The organism is Treponema sp. (genome assembly GCF_045657965.1).
Lineage (GTDB): Bacteria > Spirochaetota > Spirochaetia > Treponematales > Treponemataceae > Treponema_D.
The window spans coordinates 1-18,331 of the sequence record NZ_JAZOUG010000324.1 but is presented as its reverse complement, the minus strand read 5'-3'; the positions used below and the strand labels follow the sequence as shown (position 1 = coordinate 18,331).

21 protein-coding genes are annotated in these 18,331 nt (G+C 39.8%); 15 read left to right on the top strand and 6 right to left on the bottom strand.

Going from position 1 to position 18,331, the window contains the following annotated elements:
* The coding region (gene metK, locus ACKI5B_RS12335) for a methionine adenosyltransferase (protein WP_407429203.1) at positions 1-1,153 on the top strand (1,153 nt) is incomplete at its 5' end.
* Positions 1,154-1,272: 119 nt separating this feature from the next.
* Here metK and ACKI5B_RS12330 read toward each other — a convergent pair.
* A complete protein-coding gene (locus tag ACKI5B_RS12330) occupies positions 1,273-1,944 on the bottom strand; it encodes a GNAT family N-acetyltransferase (protein ID WP_407429201.1) in 672 nt (223 codons plus the stop codon).
* Between the two features lie 211 nt (positions 1,945-2,155).
* Here ACKI5B_RS12330 and ACKI5B_RS12325 point away from each other — a divergent pair, with 211 nt between their 5' ends.
* On the top strand, positions 2,156-3,016 hold the full coding sequence (locus ACKI5B_RS12325; RefSeq protein ID WP_407429199.1) for a flagellin N-terminal helical domain-containing protein: 861 nt from the start codon (positions 2,156-2,158) through the stop codon (positions 3,014-3,016).
* A gap of 104 nt (positions 3,017-3,120) precedes the next feature.
* Here ACKI5B_RS12325 and ACKI5B_RS12320 read toward each other — a convergent pair whose 3' ends face one another.
* Positions 3,121-3,849, bottom strand: a complete 729-nt coding sequence (locus ACKI5B_RS12320) for an RsmE family RNA methyltransferase (RefSeq protein WP_407429197.1) — start codon at positions 3,847-3,849, stop codon at positions 3,121-3,123.
* A 199-nt stretch (positions 3,850-4,048) separates the two neighbouring features.
* Between ACKI5B_RS12320 and ACKI5B_RS12315 the strand changes: the two genes are divergently transcribed.
* The 8 genes from ACKI5B_RS12315 to ACKI5B_RS12280 all read left to right on the top strand — a co-directional run bounded on the left by ACKI5B_RS12315 (position 4,049) and on the right by ACKI5B_RS12280 (position 11,272).
* Positions 4,049-5,566, top strand: a complete 1,518-nt coding sequence (locus ACKI5B_RS12315) for a M30 family metallopeptidase (RefSeq protein ID WP_407429195.1) — start codon at positions 4,049-4,051, stop codon at positions 5,564-5,566.
* Between the two features lie 49 nt (positions 5,567-5,615).
* The gene (locus tag ACKI5B_RS12310; RefSeq protein ID WP_407429193.1) at positions 5,616-5,945 is read left to right on the top strand and encodes a hypothetical protein; all 330 of its coding nucleotides are present in this window, start codon (positions 5,616-5,618) and stop codon (positions 5,943-5,945) included.
* A gap of 82 nt (positions 5,946-6,027) precedes the next feature.
* Entirely contained in the window at positions 6,028-7,161 is a 1,134-nt protein-coding gene (locus tag ACKI5B_RS12305; RefSeq protein WP_407429191.1) for an ABC transporter substrate-binding protein, read from the top strand.
* A 132-nt stretch (positions 7,162-7,293) separates the two neighbouring features.
* Entirely contained in the window at positions 7,294-8,196 is a 903-nt protein-coding gene (locus ACKI5B_RS12300) for a branched-chain amino acid ABC transporter permease (RefSeq protein WP_407429189.1), read from the top strand.
* 14 nt (positions 8,197-8,210) lie between these two features.
* Complete coding sequence (locus ACKI5B_RS12295) at positions 8,211-9,236, top strand: branched-chain amino acid ABC transporter permease (protein ID WP_407429187.1); 1,026 nt, start codon at positions 8,211-8,213, stop codon at positions 9,234-9,236.
* Positions 9,237-9,240: 4 nt separating this feature from the next.
* On the top strand, positions 9,241-9,735 hold the full coding sequence (locus ACKI5B_RS12290) for an S-ribosylhomocysteine lyase (RefSeq protein ID WP_407429185.1): 495 nt from the start codon (positions 9,241-9,243) through the stop codon (positions 9,733-9,735).
* Between the two features lie 20 nt (positions 9,736-9,755).
* The gene (locus ACKI5B_RS12285; RefSeq protein ID WP_407429183.1) at positions 9,756-10,556 is read left to right on the top strand and encodes an ABC transporter ATP-binding protein; all 801 of its coding nucleotides are present in this window, start codon (positions 9,756-9,758) and stop codon (positions 10,554-10,556) included.
* A gap of 11 nt (positions 10,557-10,567) precedes the next feature.
* Positions 10,568-11,272 carry an ABC transporter ATP-binding protein gene (locus ACKI5B_RS12280; protein WP_407429207.1) on the top strand — a complete coding sequence of 235 codons (705 nt, stop codon included), beginning with the start codon at positions 10,568-10,570 and terminating at the stop codon, positions 11,270-11,272.
* Here the strand turns inward: ACKI5B_RS12280 and ACKI5B_RS12275 are convergent.
* Genes ACKI5B_RS12275 through ACKI5B_RS12265 form a run of 3 tightly spaced genes read right to left on the bottom strand, consistent with a single transcriptional unit; the run spans position 11,269 to position 12,128 of the window.
* Positions 11,269-11,631 (bottom strand): transcriptional regulator, encoded by a 363-nt coding sequence (locus ACKI5B_RS12275; protein WP_407429181.1) that lies wholly within the window; start codon positions 11,629-11,631, stop codon positions 11,269-11,271. The genes ACKI5B_RS12280 and ACKI5B_RS12275 overlap by 4 nt on opposite strands.
* 33 nt (positions 11,632-11,664) lie before the next feature.
* On the bottom strand, positions 11,665-11,826 hold the full coding sequence (locus ACKI5B_RS12270; RefSeq protein WP_407429205.1) for a hypothetical protein: 162 nt from the start codon (positions 11,824-11,826) through the stop codon (positions 11,665-11,667).
* Between the two features lie 20 nt (positions 11,827-11,846).
* Positions 11,847-12,128 carry a sensor histidine kinase gene (locus ACKI5B_RS12265; protein WP_407429179.1) on the bottom strand — a complete coding sequence of 94 codons (282 nt, stop codon included), beginning with the start codon at positions 12,126-12,128 and terminating at the stop codon, positions 11,847-11,849.
* Between the two features lie 26 nt (positions 12,129-12,154).
* On the opposite strand from ACKI5B_RS12265, the gene ACKI5B_RS12260 reads away from it, so the two are divergent.
* Together ACKI5B_RS12260 and ACKI5B_RS12255 are read left to right on the top strand one after the other, a co-directional pair.
* Positions 12,155-12,598 (top strand): DUF4143 domain-containing protein, encoded by a 444-nt coding sequence (locus tag ACKI5B_RS12260; protein WP_407429177.1) that lies wholly within the window; start codon positions 12,155-12,157, stop codon positions 12,596-12,598.
* Between the two features lie 57 nt (positions 12,599-12,655).
* Entirely contained in the window at positions 12,656-13,294 is a 639-nt protein-coding gene (locus tag ACKI5B_RS12255) for a CBS domain-containing protein (RefSeq protein ID WP_407429175.1), read from the top strand.
* 85 nt (positions 13,295-13,379) lie between these two features.
* Here ACKI5B_RS12255 and ACKI5B_RS12250 read toward each other — a convergent pair whose 3' ends face one another.
* Positions 13,380-13,820 carry an Hsp20/alpha crystallin family protein gene (locus ACKI5B_RS12250; RefSeq protein WP_407429173.1) on the bottom strand — a complete coding sequence of 147 codons (441 nt, stop codon included), beginning with the start codon at positions 13,818-13,820 and terminating at the stop codon, positions 13,380-13,382.
* A 319-nt stretch (positions 13,821-14,139) separates the two neighbouring features.
* On the opposite strand from ACKI5B_RS12250, the gene ACKI5B_RS12245 reads away from it, so the two are divergent.
* The 3 genes from ACKI5B_RS12245 to ACKI5B_RS12235 form a co-directional block, all read left to right on the top strand.
* Positions 14,140-15,588: a hypothetical protein gene (locus ACKI5B_RS12245; RefSeq protein WP_407429171.1), complete on the top strand. Its 1,449-nt coding sequence runs from the start codon at positions 14,140-14,142 to the stop codon at positions 15,586-15,588.
* 54 nt (positions 15,589-15,642) lie between these two features.
* On the top strand, positions 15,643-17,613 hold the full coding sequence (tkt, locus tag ACKI5B_RS12240; RefSeq protein WP_407429169.1) for a transketolase: 1,971 nt from the start codon (positions 15,643-15,645) through the stop codon (positions 17,611-17,613).
* An 83-nt stretch (positions 17,614-17,696) separates the two neighbouring features.
* Positions 17,697-18,331 (top strand): transposase (locus ACKI5B_RS12235; protein WP_407429167.1); only part of this gene is annotated, 635 nt, incomplete at its 3' end.

Below are 18,331 nucleotides of genomic sequence, written 5' to 3'. Positions count from 1 at the left end.
ATTTACATCTGAATCAGTAAGCGAAGGTCATCCGGACAAACTCTGTGACCAGGTTTCTGATGCAATTCTTGATGCTTGTCTTGCAGGCGATCCTTCATCTCACGTTGCGTGCGAAACTTATGCAACTACGGGCATGGTTTTAGTCGGCGGCGAAATCGCTACAAATGCTTCAATCGACGTTCAGAAAATTGTCCGTGATGTAGTACGCGACATCGGTTACACAGACGAGGACTACGGAATTTCTGCTGATTCAATGGCAGTTCTTAACGTAATCCACAAACAGTCACCGGATATCAATCAGGGTGTTGTTGGAACTGGCCTTAAAGAATACGAAGGTCAGCAGGGTGCAGGCGACCAGGGAATCATGTTCGGCTTTGCAACAAACGAAACTCCTGAATACATGCCGGCAACTCTTGTTTATGCACACAAAATTCTTAAAAAGGCAGCTGAACTCCGTAAAAACGGAACAATTGCATGGCTTCGTCCGGATTCAAAATCACAGGTTACAATCGAGTACGATGAAAACCAAAAGCCGGTTCGAATCGATGCAGTCGTTGTAAGTCATCAGCACAATCCTGAAGTTGATTACGACACAATCAAAAAAACAATCATCGAGCAGATTGTAAAGCCTGTTCTTGAGCCTACAGGTCTTCTCGATCAGAACACAAAATACTACATCAATCCGACAGGCCGCTTTGTTGTCGGTGGTCCTCACGGTGATGCAGGTCTTACAGGCCGCAAAATCATCGTTGATACTTACGGCGGTGCAGGCCGTCATGGCGGTGGTGCTTTCAGCGGTAAAGACCCGTCTAAAGTTGACCGCTCAGCAGCTTACATGGCACGCTACATTGCAAAGAACATCGTAGCAGCCGGCCTTGCTGACAGAGCAGAAATTCAGCTTTCTTATGCAATCGGCGTTCCGCATCCGGTTTCAATCATGGTCGAAACATTCGGCACAGAAAAGGTCGAGAATGCAAAAATTGCTGAAGCTGTCAAAAAAGTGTTCGACTGCACTCCGGCCGGAATCGAAAAAACACTCGATTTACGTAAGCCGATTTACCGTGCGACAAGCAACTACGGTCACTTTGGCCGCGAAGGCTTCAGCTGGGAAAAAACAGACAAAGCCGAAGAACTTAAAAAAGCAGTAAAATAAACTGATTAAGACCGTCCTCGAAAAAGGGCGGTTTTTTCTTTTGGGGAGATTATTTCTTTCCCCTTATTCAATTTTACTGGTTTTATCTGCGAACAATCCTCATCACACTGAAAATTGCTCTAAATTTTAATCCCGTTTAAATCATTTTCACTTGTATTGAATTCAATGTTCCGGAAACATTCTGCATCACAGGTCATTATAATGCCATCGGATTTTTGTTTTTTCTGGATTGTTGGAAAAAAGTCCTGAAGTCGGAAAATTTCTGAAAAGCCGAATTTTTCGTAAATTTTAAGTGCTCCTTTCCATTCTTCATTAACCAAAAGCACGATTTTTTCAATTGTTTTCATTGAACCGCACAAGGCAGCAACTGAATTTTTGAAAAATTTTTCTCCAAGTCCTTTTGTTCGGTATTCTTTTAATAGTGCAAATGAGGAAATATACAGAAAACGGCCTTCATTTTTGTGTGTATAAAGCGGATTATGCCCAGGTTCAAAACGTTTTTCGATTTTTCTGAGAGATTTTTTATAGTCTTTTTTGTTCTTTGATTCAATATTAGAAAAATCCGGCAGTTCATCCCATCTTTCAGCACAGAGATAGCCGCAGATCAGGGCAGTTTTATTTTTTAAAATTACTTCATCACTGCAGTCGGCAAGAAGCAGAAAACCTTCAGGAAAAATTTTAAGCCTTTTCTCAAAGACCCGTTTTTTTTCCTGAATTGCAGGAATAAATGACTGTCGTTCAATATTCATAATTGAAAAAATATCAAAATGCTGTGCCGGACAGATAATCATGTATAAATTATGCAGAAAAACTTAAAAAAAATCAAAAAAAATCAAAAAAAATCAAAAAAAATCAAAAAAAATTAAAAAAAATTGAAAATTTTGCTTAAGTAAATTTTTCAAAGTCCGAAATTATAATTGTAGGGCGTACCCCCACAGGCAACAGGTTTCAAAGCTGAAGACCTGTCGAGCAAAACCAGATAGTAATATAAGGAGATACACTATGGTTATTAATCACAACATGAGTGCAATGTTTGCACAGCGTTCAACAGGTCTTACAGAGCTGAACAACACCAAAAACATGGAAAAACTTTCATCAGGTATGAAAATCAACCGTGCTGGTGATGACGCTTCGGGACTTGCTGTTTCTGAGAAAATGCGTGCTCAGATTCGTGGTATGAACAAAGCTTCTGAAAATGCTCAGAACGCTATTTCATTCATCCAGACAACAGAAGGATACCTTCAGGAAACAACTGACATCGTTCAGCGAATCCGCGAACTTGCAGTTCAGTCTTCAAACGGTATCTACACTGACGAAGACCGCATGCAGATTCAGGTTGAAGTTTCTCAGCTCATCGCTGAAGTTGACCGAATCGCTTCACAGGCTCAGTTCAACGGTATGAACCTCTTGACAGGCCGCTTTGCCCGCTCAACTGGTGAAAACACAGTAACAGCTTCTATGTGGTTCCACGTTGGTGCTAACATGGACCAGAGAACTCAGGCTTACATTGGTACAATGACAGCTGGTGCTCTCGGACTCCGCAATGTTGGAAACGAAGAGATTATGTCTCTCGAAACTCCAGACGAAGCTAACCGCGCAATCGGAACTTTGGATGAAGCTTTGAAAAAGATTAATAAACAGCGCGCTGATTTGGGTGCTTACCAGAACCGCCTCGAGAAAACAGTTGTAGGTCTCGACATCGGTGCTGAAAACCTCCAGGCTTCTGAATCACGCATCCGTGATACTGATATGGCTAAGGAAATGGTAGACTTCACAAAGAACCAGGTCCTCCAGCAGGCAGGAACAGCTATGATTGCTCAGGCAAACCAGCAGTCACAGTCTGTATTGAGCTTGCTCCGATAAGCCAGACCGCTGCTTAAAAGCAGAAAAACCGCTCTCAAAACGAGGGCGGCTTTTTGTTTTTTAAAGATGAATATTTGTGTTATGATTGGGAAAATATATATTACCTATTGAAGGAAGCCCATTGAATCCAGAATGATTGAACCTGCCACAGTTGCAGCTGTTTCTGTGCGGAGAACACGGATACCCATTGAGCAGAGTGTAAAACCTGCCTTTTCCAGTAAATCCCGTTCACGTTCAGTCCAGCCGCGTTCACTTCCGATTGCAGCAATTACAGAATGAGCACCTTCATGCAGTAAAAAATCATGAAGAGAAGAAGAAGCTCTTCTATTGTCAAGTGCAATTTTTGAGGCTGTATCATCTGTTGTTTTTAGTACATCATCCAGAGTGCGCGCAACTTCAAGAACAGGAACATGGGTACTTGCTGCCTGTGCCGTGCCGTCTAAAAGCATTTTATAAGCACTTCCATCTGAAACGACATTAGATTCAAGATAGGATTTTTCGGTTAAATCCGTACCACAGAGAATAATTTTTTGAACGCCAAGACCTGCTGCATCCCGTAAAAGTCTTCTGAGCTGAATTGGACGCGGAAAACCAATGATAAGCGTAAGAGGATAGAGCTTTTTACCTGCGGATTTTGGTTCAAAGCTAAAAGAAATTTCTCCGTCTTCAGAGATATTGGTAATCACAGCTATGCCTGCTGCTCCGCCGATTATTCCGGCATCGAAGGTTTCGCCAGGCTGTTTATGAAGCACTTTAATTATATGTTTGGCCCGTTCATCTGATTTTTTAAGCGGATTATTGATTTCTTCCGGTGTAAAAAGACAAATATTCATAAAAATTCTCCATTTTGTCGGAATAATACAAAAAAAATTACATTTTTTTCAAAAAAAACTTGATTTTTAATTTACATGCAGTATAATACAAATATCGTTATTAAGTAATGATTCATAAACATTAAACAAAATTGTTCCATAACTAAGTCAGTCAAAAAGTGGTTTCGCGCAACAGCGCACTGGTTAGGAGCATTTGTTTATGAAGAAATTACTTTTTGTCTGTATTGCTGCACTTCTTTTGTCGGCTTGTGAGGTTATTCCTGTTGAGGAATACGAAGAATACACAGAAAATGAGCCTGCAGCATCAATTTTAACCCCATCAAATTCTGTTTCTTATGAAGTTACCTCAAAAAAGGCAGCTTATGTTGTTGACGCTTCAACAGAAAATCTTACTCTCTCAGGCTCAGTTAAGGGCAAAAAAATCTATTATGCAGTTGTAAATACAACTTCTAAATCTGTTTCAAAAGATTTAGTCCGCTATGCAAACGGTACGTCTGCCCGCTCTGCAGCTGTTCAGTCAGAAGAAATTGAAGAAGCTGAAGTTTTCTATGATGATGAAATCACTACGGTTCAGGAATATGATTTTGAACCAGAGTTTGATAAATCTTCTTCAGAAAAAGCAAGAATTATTGCAAATATCGCTGTTCCTGAGCTTAAATATGAAGAAGGCGTCACAAAAAAGAATATTTTTATGGCTGACTCAAATAATGGTTATACTCTCAAAAGTGCAACTCTCTGGGCTTATAATGATATCTGTAATGTCTGGATTGCAGATGATGATAAATATATTCAGAATGAAAACCGCCGTAAGTATGCTTCGGATTATGCCCGCAAATTTGAATCAATTTATCCGATGATTCGAAATGTGTTTGGTCAGGAATCAAATGAAATCTACACAAGCACAAGCGGTCAGAAAACTCATATGAATTATGTAAACAATACCGGCACAAAGGTTAATATTGTTTTGTATGATTTATATGGCTGTAATAACGGTGTTGTAGGATTTTTTTCAAGCATTGATTACTATAAAAATCACCTTGCTTTCTCAAATGTTACTATTGATCATTCAAACGAAGGAAAATTTTTCTATATCGATTCATGGTTCTGCAAAACAAGATACGATCTTACTGTTTCAACTCTGGCACATGAATTTCAGCATATGATTCATTTTGGTGTAAAAACTATGAAAGGCATTAAAACTGACACAAACTTCAATGAAATGATGTCTATGCTTTGTGAAGATATGCTTCAGAGCCATCTTTCAATTAAAGACAGTGATTCTCCAAAGCACCGTCTTCCTCACTTTATCCGCGGTTATTACAGCTACGGAATCCGGGCTTTTAACAATACTGCTCAGGCTTATGCAAATGCTTATGCTTTTGGTGCATGGCTTACAAGAAATTTTGGCGGTACAGCTCTTATTAAGGAAATGATGTCTAATGGTAAAGCAAACAACAGCTGTATTGTTTCAGCAGTGAATGCTTTGAATGGAACTTCTTACACTTTCAATACTCTTTTTGCTGAATTCGTAACTTCCTGCTTTGCTAAAAAAGAACTTCCGGTATTTGCTAATCAGAAAATTAACGACGTTCCTTCTTCATACGGAATGCTTTTAAAAGAATTCGGCAGGGTAAATTCTGAATCAGTAACAATCAGCTTTAATTCTGATTCTGGACTGACAAATTCTGGTTTACTCATTTATGTTTATGTAGAATAAAAATAATTATGATGTATAATGATTTGAGTAATTTCTGGAGAATAGAAAAATGTCTGTTAAAAAAGTTTTTTGCCTGATTTCAGCTTTATTTCTGACTGAGCAGGCAGTTTTTTGTTTTGGCGGCCGTGCACCTCAGGTTGCTGTAGGTTTTATTAATTATTATGGAAATGCGCCTGTTGAATTTGCCGGTTTTGAAACTGTTGACGGATATGTATACACTCTGCAGGTTGAAGAAGGTTCAAAATTTACTTTAAAAGATATTGAAGCAGAACAGGGAAATATGCTTGAACTTACGGGGCAGATTGATAATTCTCAAAAAAATGGATTTCAGATCTTAAAAGACGGTGTTTTTATTGTAAGTGACTGGAAAAAACTGTAGTTTTTTCAATTAAATTGCAGTTATCGACAAAGTTTTTATGTTTCATTAAAATTGTTTTCATAAAAATGTGTGGAGGCACTAGATGAAAATGTTAAAAGCTTTGGCAGTTGTTTCTGCTGCAGCCCTTGCTTTTGCTGGATGTAACTCAAAGAGTTCTACTATTAAAATCGGTTCAATCGGACCACTTTCAGGAAACTATGCTGTTTATGGCGGTGACTGTAAAAATGGAATCGAACTTGCTGTAAACGAAATTAATGCAGCTGGTGGTGTAAACGGTCAGCTTCTGGAACTTATCGCAGAAGATGATGAAGGTCAGCCGGAAAAATCAGTTTCTGCTTATAAAAAACTTGTTACAAAAGATGGTGCTAAAATTATCGTCGGTTCACTTACTTCCGGATGTGCGATTGCAATCAGTCCGCTTGCTCAGGCTCAGAAAATCGTTCAGATTGCACCTGCTGCAACTGCACCGGCTGTAACAGATGCAGGAAATTTTATTTTCCGTGCCTGTTATGATGATCCTTTCCAGGGAACTGTCGGTGGAAAATTCGCTGCTGAAAATCTGGGTGCAAAAAATGCAGCCATTCTTTACGATATTGGAAACGACTATTCTGTAGGTTTGTCAGAAAATTTCACAGCTGCTTTTGAAGCAAACGGCGGTAAGATTGCTGCAGTTGAGTCATATCAGACTGGTGATAAAGATTTCAATGCTCAGCTTACAAAAATCAAAAATGCAAATCCTGATGTTGTTTATCTTCCTGATTACTATGGCACTGTTGCTCTTATTGCAAAACAGCTTCGTGCACAGGGTATCACAACACCAATCGTTGGTGCTGACGGATGGGATGGTCTTACAGAAAATGCAGGCGATGAAGTTCTTAACGGATTCTATTCAAATCACTATGCAGCTGATTCAACAGAAGAAAAGGTTCAGAATTTTGTAAAAAATTACAAAGAAAAATACACTCTTACTCCAACTTCATTTGCAGCTTTGGGTTATGATTCAATCTATATGCTTCGGGATGCAATTGAAAAGGCAGGAAGTGCAGATTCAGAAGCTGTAAGAGCTGCTCTGGAAGCAACAAACGGTGACTATGTAACTGGTCATCTTACATTCAATGAAAAACACAATCCTGTAAAAGGTGCTGTAATTGTTGAACTTGTAAAAAATTCTGAAGGAAAACTTACAACAGTTTACAATGCAACAGTAAATCCGTAATTCAGATTTTAAAAGCTGAATTCAAATAAAACAGCCCGTAATTGTATATTGCGGGCTGTTTTATTTTAAATTAAAATATGGAGGAAAAATGTTATTAAGCTGGGATTTACCGGCGTTTCTCTGGAGGAAATTTTGAACTCTGCCTCTATTTTTGTTCAGCAGTTCGTAAATGGTCTTTCACTCGGAAGCATTTATGCACTGATTGCTCTCGGCTACACCATGGTCTATGGAATCGTAAAGCTGATTAACTTTGCCCATGGCGATGTAATGATGATTGGAGCCTATGCCGGCTATTTTGTGCTTGGTGCTCTTGGTTGTACAGCACTCGGTATGAGTCTTGCTTTTGTTGCGGCAATGGTCACCTGCGCTCTTTTAATCATTTTGATTGAACGGGTTGCATACCGCCCGCTCAGGTCTGCTCCACGCCTTAATTCTTTAATTACGGCAATCGCAATTGAGCTTATTCTGCAGAACATCATGCGGATTCTGCCTTTTGTAGGTCCGAATCCGCGTCAGTATCCTACAATGGAAACAGTTAATTTTTCGTTCGGGCTTGTTTCAATTTCAAATATTCAGCTTATCGTAATTGTTTTGAGTGCAGTTCTCATGGTGATTTTAAATTACATCGTCAATTATACAAAAGTCGGAAAGGCAATGAAGGCTGTTTCTTTCGATCTGGGCGCTTCAAGCCTTATGGGAATCAACGTAAACCGAATCATCACGCTCACTTTTGTAATCGGTTCGGTTCTGGCAGGTGCCGGCGGTGTTTTGTATGCAACGGCTTATCCTCAGATTGACCCGATGATGGGGTATATTCCAGGCCTTAAAGCGTTCGTTGCAGCAGTTTTGGGCGGAATCGGTTCAATTCCGGGTGCTATGGTTGGTGGCATGATTTTAGGAATCGCCGAAACAATGGTCAAAGCTTACTTCCCGGCTCCTCAGTATGCAGATGCAATTTCTTACTGTATTCTGATTTTGATTCTGCTTGTTAAACCGGCTGGTCTTCTCGGAAAGAAAGTTCGGGTCAAGGTTTAGGGGAGGCTTTACAAATGAAGAATATTCAGACTAGAAACACTTTGATTTTAACAGGCATTGCTGTCTTTGCGATTGTGGTTCCTTTTCTTCTCATAAAAGCAAATGTTATCAATGCGTATACAGCTTATGTAATTACGCTGGCAGGAATCAATGCGATTATGGCAATTTCCGTAAATGTTGTAAGCGGAATTACGGGTCAGCTTACGCTCGGGCAGTGTGCTTTTGAAGCTGTCGGTGCATACACAACGATGATTTTAGCTCAGGATTTAGGCGTTTCTCTTCCTGTTGCAATGGTTATCGCTCCGGTTGTAGCGGCTTTCTTCGGATTTTTGATTGGTTTTCCGACCCTCAAACTTGAAGGCGACTATCTTGCAATTGTAACTCTTGCTTTCGGTGAAATTGTGCGTGTAGTTCTTGTAAACTTAAAGGGAATTACGGGCGGTCCGAACGGAAAGAGCTTTAAATTTTCATTTTTGCGCGACAGCCTGGATTGGGGAGCAAGTCTTTCTTATCTTGTAATCATCGGAATGCTGGTTGTAATTATCGTTCTTCTGCAGAATTTTTTGCGCTCAAGTTACGGGCGGGCTATTATGGCAGTACGTGAAGACGAAATTGCTGCAAATTCAAATGGTGTCAGCGTATTCAAATACAAAATGATTGGTTTTGTTGTGGCTGCATTTATCGGCGGAATTGGTGGTGCGCTCTACGCTCCGTTTATCGGTCTTATTAAACCGGAACTTGCTTCATTTAATAACTCAATCAACGCACTTATTTTCGTTGTTCTTGGCGGCATGGGAAGCATTACAGGCTCTGTTCTGGCAGCATTTGTTCTTACCTACATGCAGGAATTCCTTCGCTTTATGCAGAATTACCGCCTGCTTTTGTATCCGGTTATTTTAATTTTAGTAATGCTTTTCCGTCCGCAGGGTTTACTCGGCATGAAAGAACTTTCGTTCATAAAATGCTGGGACGGTCTTCCGGCTCTGGTAAAGAAAATTCGTTCTAAGAAAATAAAACAATCAGTCAGTTCAGAGGAGTAATATTATGGAAGTTATTCAAAGTTTTACAATTGATCACACAAAATTAAAGCCTGGAATTTATATTTCGCGTGAAGATAAAGGTTTTACGACCTATGATTTAAGAATCACAGAGCCAAATAAGGAACCGGCTGTTTCTCCGGCCGCAATTCATAGTATTGAGCACCTTATGGCAACCTGGTTCCGTAATTCAAAGGTAAAGGAAGATGTAGTTTATGTCGGTCCGATGGGCTGTCTTACAGGCATGTACATCATTATGACAGGAAAATACACTGTTCAGGATATGCGCTCCCTTACGATTGAGTGTCTGGAATGGATTTTGACACAAAATGAAGTTCCTGCAAACCGTCCTGAAGCGTGTGGAAATTATCTTCTTCATGATCTTCCAATGTGCAAATGGGAATGTGAAAGATATTTAAATCGATTAAAAAATGATTTCCACAGTGAATATACAAAACTTCAAATTACCCTTGAAGACGGCAAAGTTTTTGCTGATGCATAATGAATTTCAGGAATTTTATAATGAGTGATAAAATAATCTTGCAGACTTCTGACATTTCAATCGTATTCGGCGGACTTCGTGCTGTAAGCGATTTAAATCTTGAGCTTAAAAAAGGCGAGCTTGTAGGTTTAATCGGTCCGAACGGCGCAGGAAAAACAACTGTATTCAATATGCTTTCAGGCGTTTACACACCAACAGGCGGTCAGATTACATACGTAGGCAGAAACAATATGCTTCACATCGTAAACAAAATGACTCCTGCCCAGCTCAATAAAATCGGAATTGCGCGTACATTTCAGAATATCCGTCTTTTCGGAAATCTTACTGTAGCCGACAATGTGCGCATTGCAATGCACGCTCAGAGAAAGGCAAATCCGCTGCATATTCTGTTCCGCACTCCAAAATTCCGTAAAGACGAACTGATGATGACAAACCGGGTTCGAAGTTTGCTTAAACTTTTTGGACTTCGTGAAAAAGAAGGCGAACTTGCAAAAAATCTTCCGTATGGCGAGCAGCGAAAACTTGAAATTTGCCGTGCTTTGGCAAGTCAGCCGCAAATCTTGCTTCTAGATGAACCTGCTGCCGGCATGAACCCTCAGGAAACAAAAGAACTGATGGAACTTATTTCGTTCATTCGCAAAGAATTCCATTTAACAATTCTTTTGATTGAACACGATATGAAACTCGTAATGGGAATCTGCGAACGGCTCTACGTCTTAAACTACGGCCGTGTTTTAGCAAGCGGAAAACCGGAAGAAATTCAGCAGAACCCGGAAGTTATTAAGGCATATCTTGGAGCGGAAGCGGCTGGAGGAAAATAATGGCAGAAATAATGCTTGATGTTAAAGATTTGGTTGTCTCTTACGGCTCGATTCTGGCCCTTAGGGGAATCAGCTTCGATGTAAAAAAAGGCGAAATTATTTCGCTGATTGGAGCAAACGGCGCGGGAAAAACGACAACGCTTCATTCAATCTCAAATCTGATTAAAAAACAGAGTGGCAGCGTCACTTTTAAGGGCGAGGATATCACAAATCTTGGTGCTGATAAAATCGTAAAAGCGGGACTCATTCATGTTCCGGAAGGAAGGCGTGTTTTTGCAAATCTTACTGTAAAAGAAAATCTTGAGATGGGAGCCTATCTTCGTAAGGACAAGGCTGGAATCAAAGCCGATTTGGAGCATGTTTACGAGCTTTTTCCGCGGTTAAAGGAGCGTGTAAAGCAGCTTGCAGGAACTCTTTCCGGCGGTGAGCAGCAGATGCTTGCAATGGGGCGCGGTTTGATGTCAAAACCGGAACTTTTACTGCTCGACGAGCCAAGCATGGGTCTGGCGCCAATTTTAGTAGACGAAATTTTTGACATTATTCAGAAAATCAACAAAGAGGGAACAACAATCCTTTTGGTTGAACAGAACGCTTTCAAAGCAATGAGCATCGCAAACCGTGTGTACATTCTTGAAACCGGCGAAGTTGCTTCTTCGGGTAATTCAGAGGATATGATTCACGATGAAAGCGTAAAAAAGGCGTACTTAGGCGGTTAAACATTCCCTTTGCCAAAATTTTCAATCAGCTCTTCATGACTTGAAAATCCTGTTTTATTGTAAATACGGCTGATTGTGTTTTCGACGGTACGCTTATTGATTTTGAGCTCTTCTGCAATCTGAATATTTGATTTATTTTGCAAAATCAGGCGCAAAATTTCGTTTTCGCGCGGGGTGAACTGGGAAAGCGTTTTTTCAAAAAGAACAAGATTCGGGGCGACATCGGGATCAACAAAACGCTTACCCTCAGCGGTATTTTCCAGAGCGTTTTTAAGTTCCACTTCATTGTTCATTTTGGAAACAAAGCCGTCACAGCCCGCTTCAAAAGCCGCACTCACAATGCTTCCGGCCGAATGCATTGAATACACCACAATCCTTGACAAAGAAAGTTTTCATTTTTCAAAAACCTCCAGAGGAATAAAAAGCTGAATTTTCGTGCCAATGCCGGATTCAGAAAAAACAGAAAACGTGCCACCCGTCTGAGCTGCACGTATTTTTATTCCTTTTAAGCCGAAGTGAGAAGATTTGTCTGAGACGGTATGATTTTCAGGAATAAAGCCCTTTCCGTCATCTTCTATATATATGTATACCCCCCCCGTTCATTTTTATAGTTTTTTCGGGCAAAGACCGAAACTTCACACGGTCCTGCATGCTTCTGAATATTTGTAAGCGATTCCTGCACAATGCGGTAAATGCTCAGTTTTTGCAAGTCGGAAAGTGAGTCAGAGTCTAAAAGTTGGGAAACTTCATCCTTAAAGAAAAAAGAAACTTCAAGGTCAGATTTATTTTTAAAATTAAGACATAAAGAATGTAATGCAGAAGTAAGAGACTGACCTGAAAAGTGCCGGCTCAGCAATCGGGAAGCAGACCGTAATCAATTATATGGGATATATTACCGATGCTTACCTGTTGTTTTCAATTCAAAATTATGCGGCAAAACTCGTGGATAAAGAAACTGCTCCAAAATACTATTTTATGGATACTGGACTTCTCGCTCTTCTTACAATAAATTCTGATACAGCACAGCTTGAAAATCTTGTTGCGGTCGAATTAATCCGAAGATACGGGACAGAGAATGTCTATTACTTTGAAAGCAATGTTGAGATAGACTTTTATGTGCCCGAGCCGAATCTTGCGATTCAGGTCTGCTACAACGCACTGGATAACTTGGACACAAAAGAGCGCGAACTAAATGCGTTTATAAAATTAAGGAAGTTCATGCCGGAAGCACAGTGCCTGATTTTAAGCAACAGCGAAGAGGCAGAACTTGATTACAATGGCATAAAAGTGAGGGTTGTTCCCATGTGGAAGTGGTTGTTGACATAAAAATTTCTGTTAAATTCCCAAAATCTGTGCTATTATATAAAAGACGAGGAGAACGTTATGATTGTACAGGACTTTATGACCAAAAATCCGGTTTACACAAACCCGAAGGAACTGATTTCAAACGTAAAGAGCACAATGGACAGAGAGCAGATTACTAAAGTGCCTGTTCTTGATGATTCCGGAAAGCTTGTAGGTGTAATTACCAAAACTGACCTCAAAAAAACTATGCCGAGTGAGGCTACTACACTTGATATTTACGAACTCAGCTATCTTCTTTCAAAAATGACTGTCGAAAAGGTAATGAAAAAGAATCCGATTACGATTCAAAAAGATGCCACAATTGAAGAAGCAGCAAAGCTCATGGCAGAAAAAGGAATTTCAAGCGTAATTGTTCTTGACGGCGAAGTTCTTTCAGGAATTCTTACAAAGTCTGACCTTTTTAAAACTGTCGTCGATATGTTCGGCCTTCGATATGACGGTGTACGTGCTTCTTTAGAAGTAAGCGATGACTGCGGTGTGCTTGCAAAAATCAGCAAAGCAATTGCCGATGAAAAGGGCAAAATCGTCTCGTTTATTACAGCTGACGGAAGTGACGTAAGCAAGCGAATCATCACATTCAAAATCATCGGTATGGATAAAGAAAAAGTCCGGAATGTTTTAAGCACTCTGGGCGGTGAAATTAAAGATATCCGGTAAAGTTTCTGCACGAAAGCAGCGCAGAAAAAATTAAGGGGCTGTCCTTTATTTTCGGGCAGCCCCTTGTCGTGAAATGAATGGCGTTTTAAGCTATGTTAATCTGAATTTTTCGTGGAGCTGATTCCGGCTTACGAGGGATTCGGACTGTCAAAACGCCGTTCTTAAATCCGGCAGTTACGCCTTCTGCATCAATGTCTTTTGGAAGTGTAAAGCTTCTGCGGAAAGAAGTGCGGCGGCGTTCACGAAGAAGGAACTGTGGTTTTTCGTTTTCCTTTTTTTCTTCTGATTTATCTTCAATCTGTTTGGTTTCATTTTTCTCAGAAGAAGAAGCAATCGTAAGAACTCCTTCATTCAATTCAAGATTAACATCGTTTTCTGTGCGACCAGGTAAATCCATATCGAGGATGTAAGAATCTTTGTTTTCTGTTACATCAACATCTGGAGTTGATACTGAATTTCCGTAGCAGCCTGAAGTTCCGTAGTAATCGTTGTTGAGCCAGTCGTTAAAAAGTGAAAGTGCGTTCATAATTTACTCCTCTCTGGTCTTAAGCCAGATAATATTTAATTTTTTTTCGTCAGTTTTTTAATTCTGACACTAAGAATTAAGCAAAAAGCGTGCCAACTTTTTTTTCAGCAATAATTTTCCAGAATTTATCTCAGGAAGTCCGTTAATTCAGTAAAAAATTGCTTTTTGCGTCAAAATGTCTTTTATAAGTGTGTTATAATGACACAGTTTTTGTTTTTGTAATGCTTTTTTCTGGTCAAAATGCACGGTTTTTATTTATAAGCCGTAACTTTTTGTTTTCTCTCTTTGCTTTTCAGTAAAATTCCGTTATCTTTATATAGTGAGTGTTTCTATTGAAAATTTTTTAACTAACTTTCTCAGAACTTATCCAATGCCTTTTTCTGCAAAAGATTTGTTAGCCATGCTTTGCGGGCTTGGGCACAAAATTACTTTAGCTGAACTTGTAGATTTCCTGGATAATGACGGCAGGGCTTTTTCACTTCAGAAAAGAATGTATATAACCAGAGCTGCTTCTTTTACAAATCAGATTTTTAGTTTTATGCCGACAAAACGCGAAATCGATCAGAAACTTTTTGTTCCCGGCGACAGGTTAATGCCTTTCGTTGATTTTGATATGCTTTCCTATTCACTGGATTTTGAATTTCTTGGGCAAAAACTTCCTCAAAAGCTGTTTTCAACGGACTGTAATGTTGCACGTGATTTATTTTGTCTGTATGGTGATGAATTTTCTGCCCAGTATATAAGCTCTGATCCTGCCTGCAAAAATCTTCATATTGCCGAAAATGGCTTTGAACTTCCTTTCAAAATGAACCTTACAGGAATATCTCTTGAACCGGTGTTTGATAAGGTTGATTTCAAATATGGTGACAGGATTTTATGCCGGGTTTATGACTGGGACAAAGGAATAATCGAAATTATTCCAATACTCACTCACAAATTAAATGCACTTCAAATCAGTAATGAAGATGTTGAAAGACAGCGATGGTATGAAATTCTTGAAGATGCACTGCTTGAAAGTTTTGACAGAATGGGTCCCTGTTCTTCAATTGAAGAACAGCTTGCAAATGTTTTTTATGAGCATCGAAGGGAATTGTGCGTACCTAACTGCGGTTCTGTTCATGAGTTTTTAAGCATTTCCAAAAAAGTCGGAATGGAGTTGTTTGGAGTTGAAACTCGTTTATGGTTTAAAGGTCAGGATGTTCCTGCTGTAGGTAAATGGAACGAGGATTTAAAAGAGCAGAAGGGCAGGGTAATCCCATTCTTTGTTCTTCCTGACTATTTGATAGACTGTTACTTAAAAGACCAGCTTTATGAAAAAAAAGATAATATCGAAGAAGTAATAGACAAATTGATTCCGCATGAAATACCTCTTTCAAAAGAAGAGAAAGATATGCTTACATTGCAAATCACAAATAGAAATGCTATACTTCGCAAAAATTATAACTGGTTTGCTGATTTTGAGAATGGTGCCCTCCGGCATAGAGCCTTAAATCTTTTCACAGAGGTTGGTTCACTTGTTTGTGAATTAGATTGTGATAATAAAGAAATTGATCAGCTTCCTCAGCAGGAACTTGTTACACTTTCGCAATTATATTCACATATTTCTCACATGCTTGAAATTCTTTCTGATGACAGTGATTGTGAAGAAGATGAAGCCTGTGCAATGGAGCTTTCCCTTGAAGGAATGGAAATGAACTTTGAAGACATCAAACCTCTTCTCATTTCTGCTCTGGATAAGGTGAAAAAAAACAGATTTAATGTCATTTAAAGCATTTTGCTCTAAAATGACTTAAATATAATTTTTTTTCAAGGTAGGGTTTTTATGGACTGTAAAAAAATTGCTGCTGTTGCAAAATCGATTCGCAGTTTGTCTATCGATGCCATTCAGAAAGCCAATTCTGGTCATCCGGGATTGCCGCTTGGTTGTGCAGAACTTGCTGCTGTTTTGTACGGAGAAATTTTAAAACACAATCCGGCCAACTCAAAGTGGGCTGACCGAGATCGTTTCGTTCTATCAGCTGGACACGGCTCAATGCTTTTGTATTCTATTCTTCACCTGGCAGGATACAAAGTAAGTCTCGATGACATTAAAAATTTCCGGCAGATTGGTTCTGTCTGCTGTGGTCACCCGGAATACGGAATTACAGACGGTGTAGAAAATACATCAGGTCCGCTTGGTCAGGGTGTTGCACTTGCTGTTGGTATGGCTCTGGCAGAAAGCATGCTTGAAGCAAAATATAATACAGCTAACCATAAAATCGTTAATCACTATACTTATGCCCTTGTTGGTGAAGGCTGTCTTGAAGAAGGTGTTTCTTCTGAAGCATGTTCTTTTGCAGGTCACAACAAATTAGGCAAGCTCATCGTTTTCTACGATCAGAATAAAATCTCTATCGACGGTTCTACAGACATTACTTTCACAGAAGATATTGCTAAACGTTACGAAGCTTACGGCTGGCAGGTCTTAAAAGGTGATATGTACGATGTTAAAAAACTTGTTTCCCTTGTTGAAAAAGCAAAAAAAGAAACAAATAAACCTACTCTTATCATGCTTAAGTCTACAATCGGCAAATTTGCTCCAAAGCAGGGAACTCCTTCTGTTCACGGTGAACCTTTGGGAGATGCTGATGTTGCTCAGACAAAAATTAATCTCGGACTTGATCCGGAAAAATTCTTCCAGATTGATCCGGAAGCACTTTCTTATTTCGAAACTAAAAAGGCTGAATTTGCAAAACGTGAATCAGACTGGAATGCAGAATTCGATGCCTGGTCAAAAGAAAATCCTGAACTTGCAAAGCAGTGGAAAGCTTCTTACGAGTTTACAGCAGACGGTACTGCTGAAGATCCTGTTTACGAAGTAGGAAAATCAGTTGCAACTAGAACTGCTTCAGGCGACATGATTTCTGCAATGGGTCTGCGCTATTCTTACCTCGCAGGCGGTTCGGCTGACCTTAAGGGTTCAAATAAATCAGGAATGAAATGCGACGGCGGAACATACACTCCAGAAAACCGTGCCGGACGTTCTATCGAATTTGGTATCCGTGAATTTGGTATGGCTTCAGAATGTGCAGGAATGGCTCTTCACGGCGGCGTTCGTCCGTTCTGTGCTACCTATCTTGTATTCTCTGATTATATGCGTCCTTCAATCCGTCTTGCAGCATTAATGAAGCAGCCTGTAATCTACGACCTTACACACGATTCAATTTACCTTGGAGAAGACGGTCCGACACATCAGCCAATCGAGCAGCTTTCTTCACTCCGCTCAATTCCTAATCTTCAGGTATTGCGCCCGGGTGATGCCGAAGAAACTGTTGCTGCATGGCATATCGCAATGGAAGCAAAAGATCATCCGGTTTTGTTTGCCTTAACCCGTCAGAATGTTCCTGTTTATGCAAAGGAAGACAAAAACTGGCGTGAAACAATCAAAAATGGCGCATACATTGTAAAAACAGGAAGCGAAACTCCGGATGTTACAATTGTTGCAACAGGTTCAGAAGTCAACATGGCTTTGGAGGCAGCTTCAAAAGTAAGCGGCAAATCAGTCCGCGTTGTTTCTGTTCTCGATAAAAATCTGTTTGAAGCTCAGAGCGAAGATTTCCAGAAGTCAATTCTTGGCGGAGCAAAACGTGTAATCGTTGCAGAAGCAGGTGTAAAAACCGGCTGGGAAGCTTATGTTTCAAACAAAAAAGATTTGTTTACAATCGACAGATTCGGCGAATCAGGTCCTGCTAAAAAAGTAGCTGAGCACTTCGGCTTTACTGCAGAAAAATTAGTAGATTTGATTAACGAGTAAAAAAATGGGGCTGTCCAAAAAGAAATGGGCAGCCCCAATTATTTTAAATTTACAAGTGAATTCAAATCTGCTAAAATTTAAATATGAGCAGAGGCGTAAGCGATAAAATCACATACAAACCATATAACCAGGGCGAGCAGTGGCTGCTGCCACCAAGTCTGGACGAACTGGTTCCACAAAATCATTTTGTAAGAATTGTCAGCAAAACAGTAGATGAACTCGAAATTGAAGAAGTGTTTGCACGAAACACAAAAGGTGGCGGAGCAAGCAGATACAATCCGGTCATGCTGCTTAAAGTATTGATTTACTGCTACATGACGGGAACCTATTCTTCAAGAATGATAGCGAAGCAGTGCCGCGAGAATGTAAACGTGATGTGGCTAACAGGATTCCAGAAACCTGACTTCAGAACGATTAACACATTCCGCAGTGAAAAGCTGAAAGACTCAATCGAAGAAATATTTGTATCGACAGTGAAGCTTCTGAGCAGAAAAGGTTATGTCAGCCTAGAAAAATATTTCGTTGACGGAACAAAAATTGAAAGTGCCGCAAATAAATATACCTTCGTCTGGAAAAGAGCCGTAGAGAAAAATGAAAAGAAACTGGATGAAAAACTGAAGGTATTCCTAAAAGACGTAGAAGAAATTACACGGAAAGAAAATCAGATTTACGGTGACAAGGACTTTGCAGAAACGGGCGATGACACCCCGGTAACAAG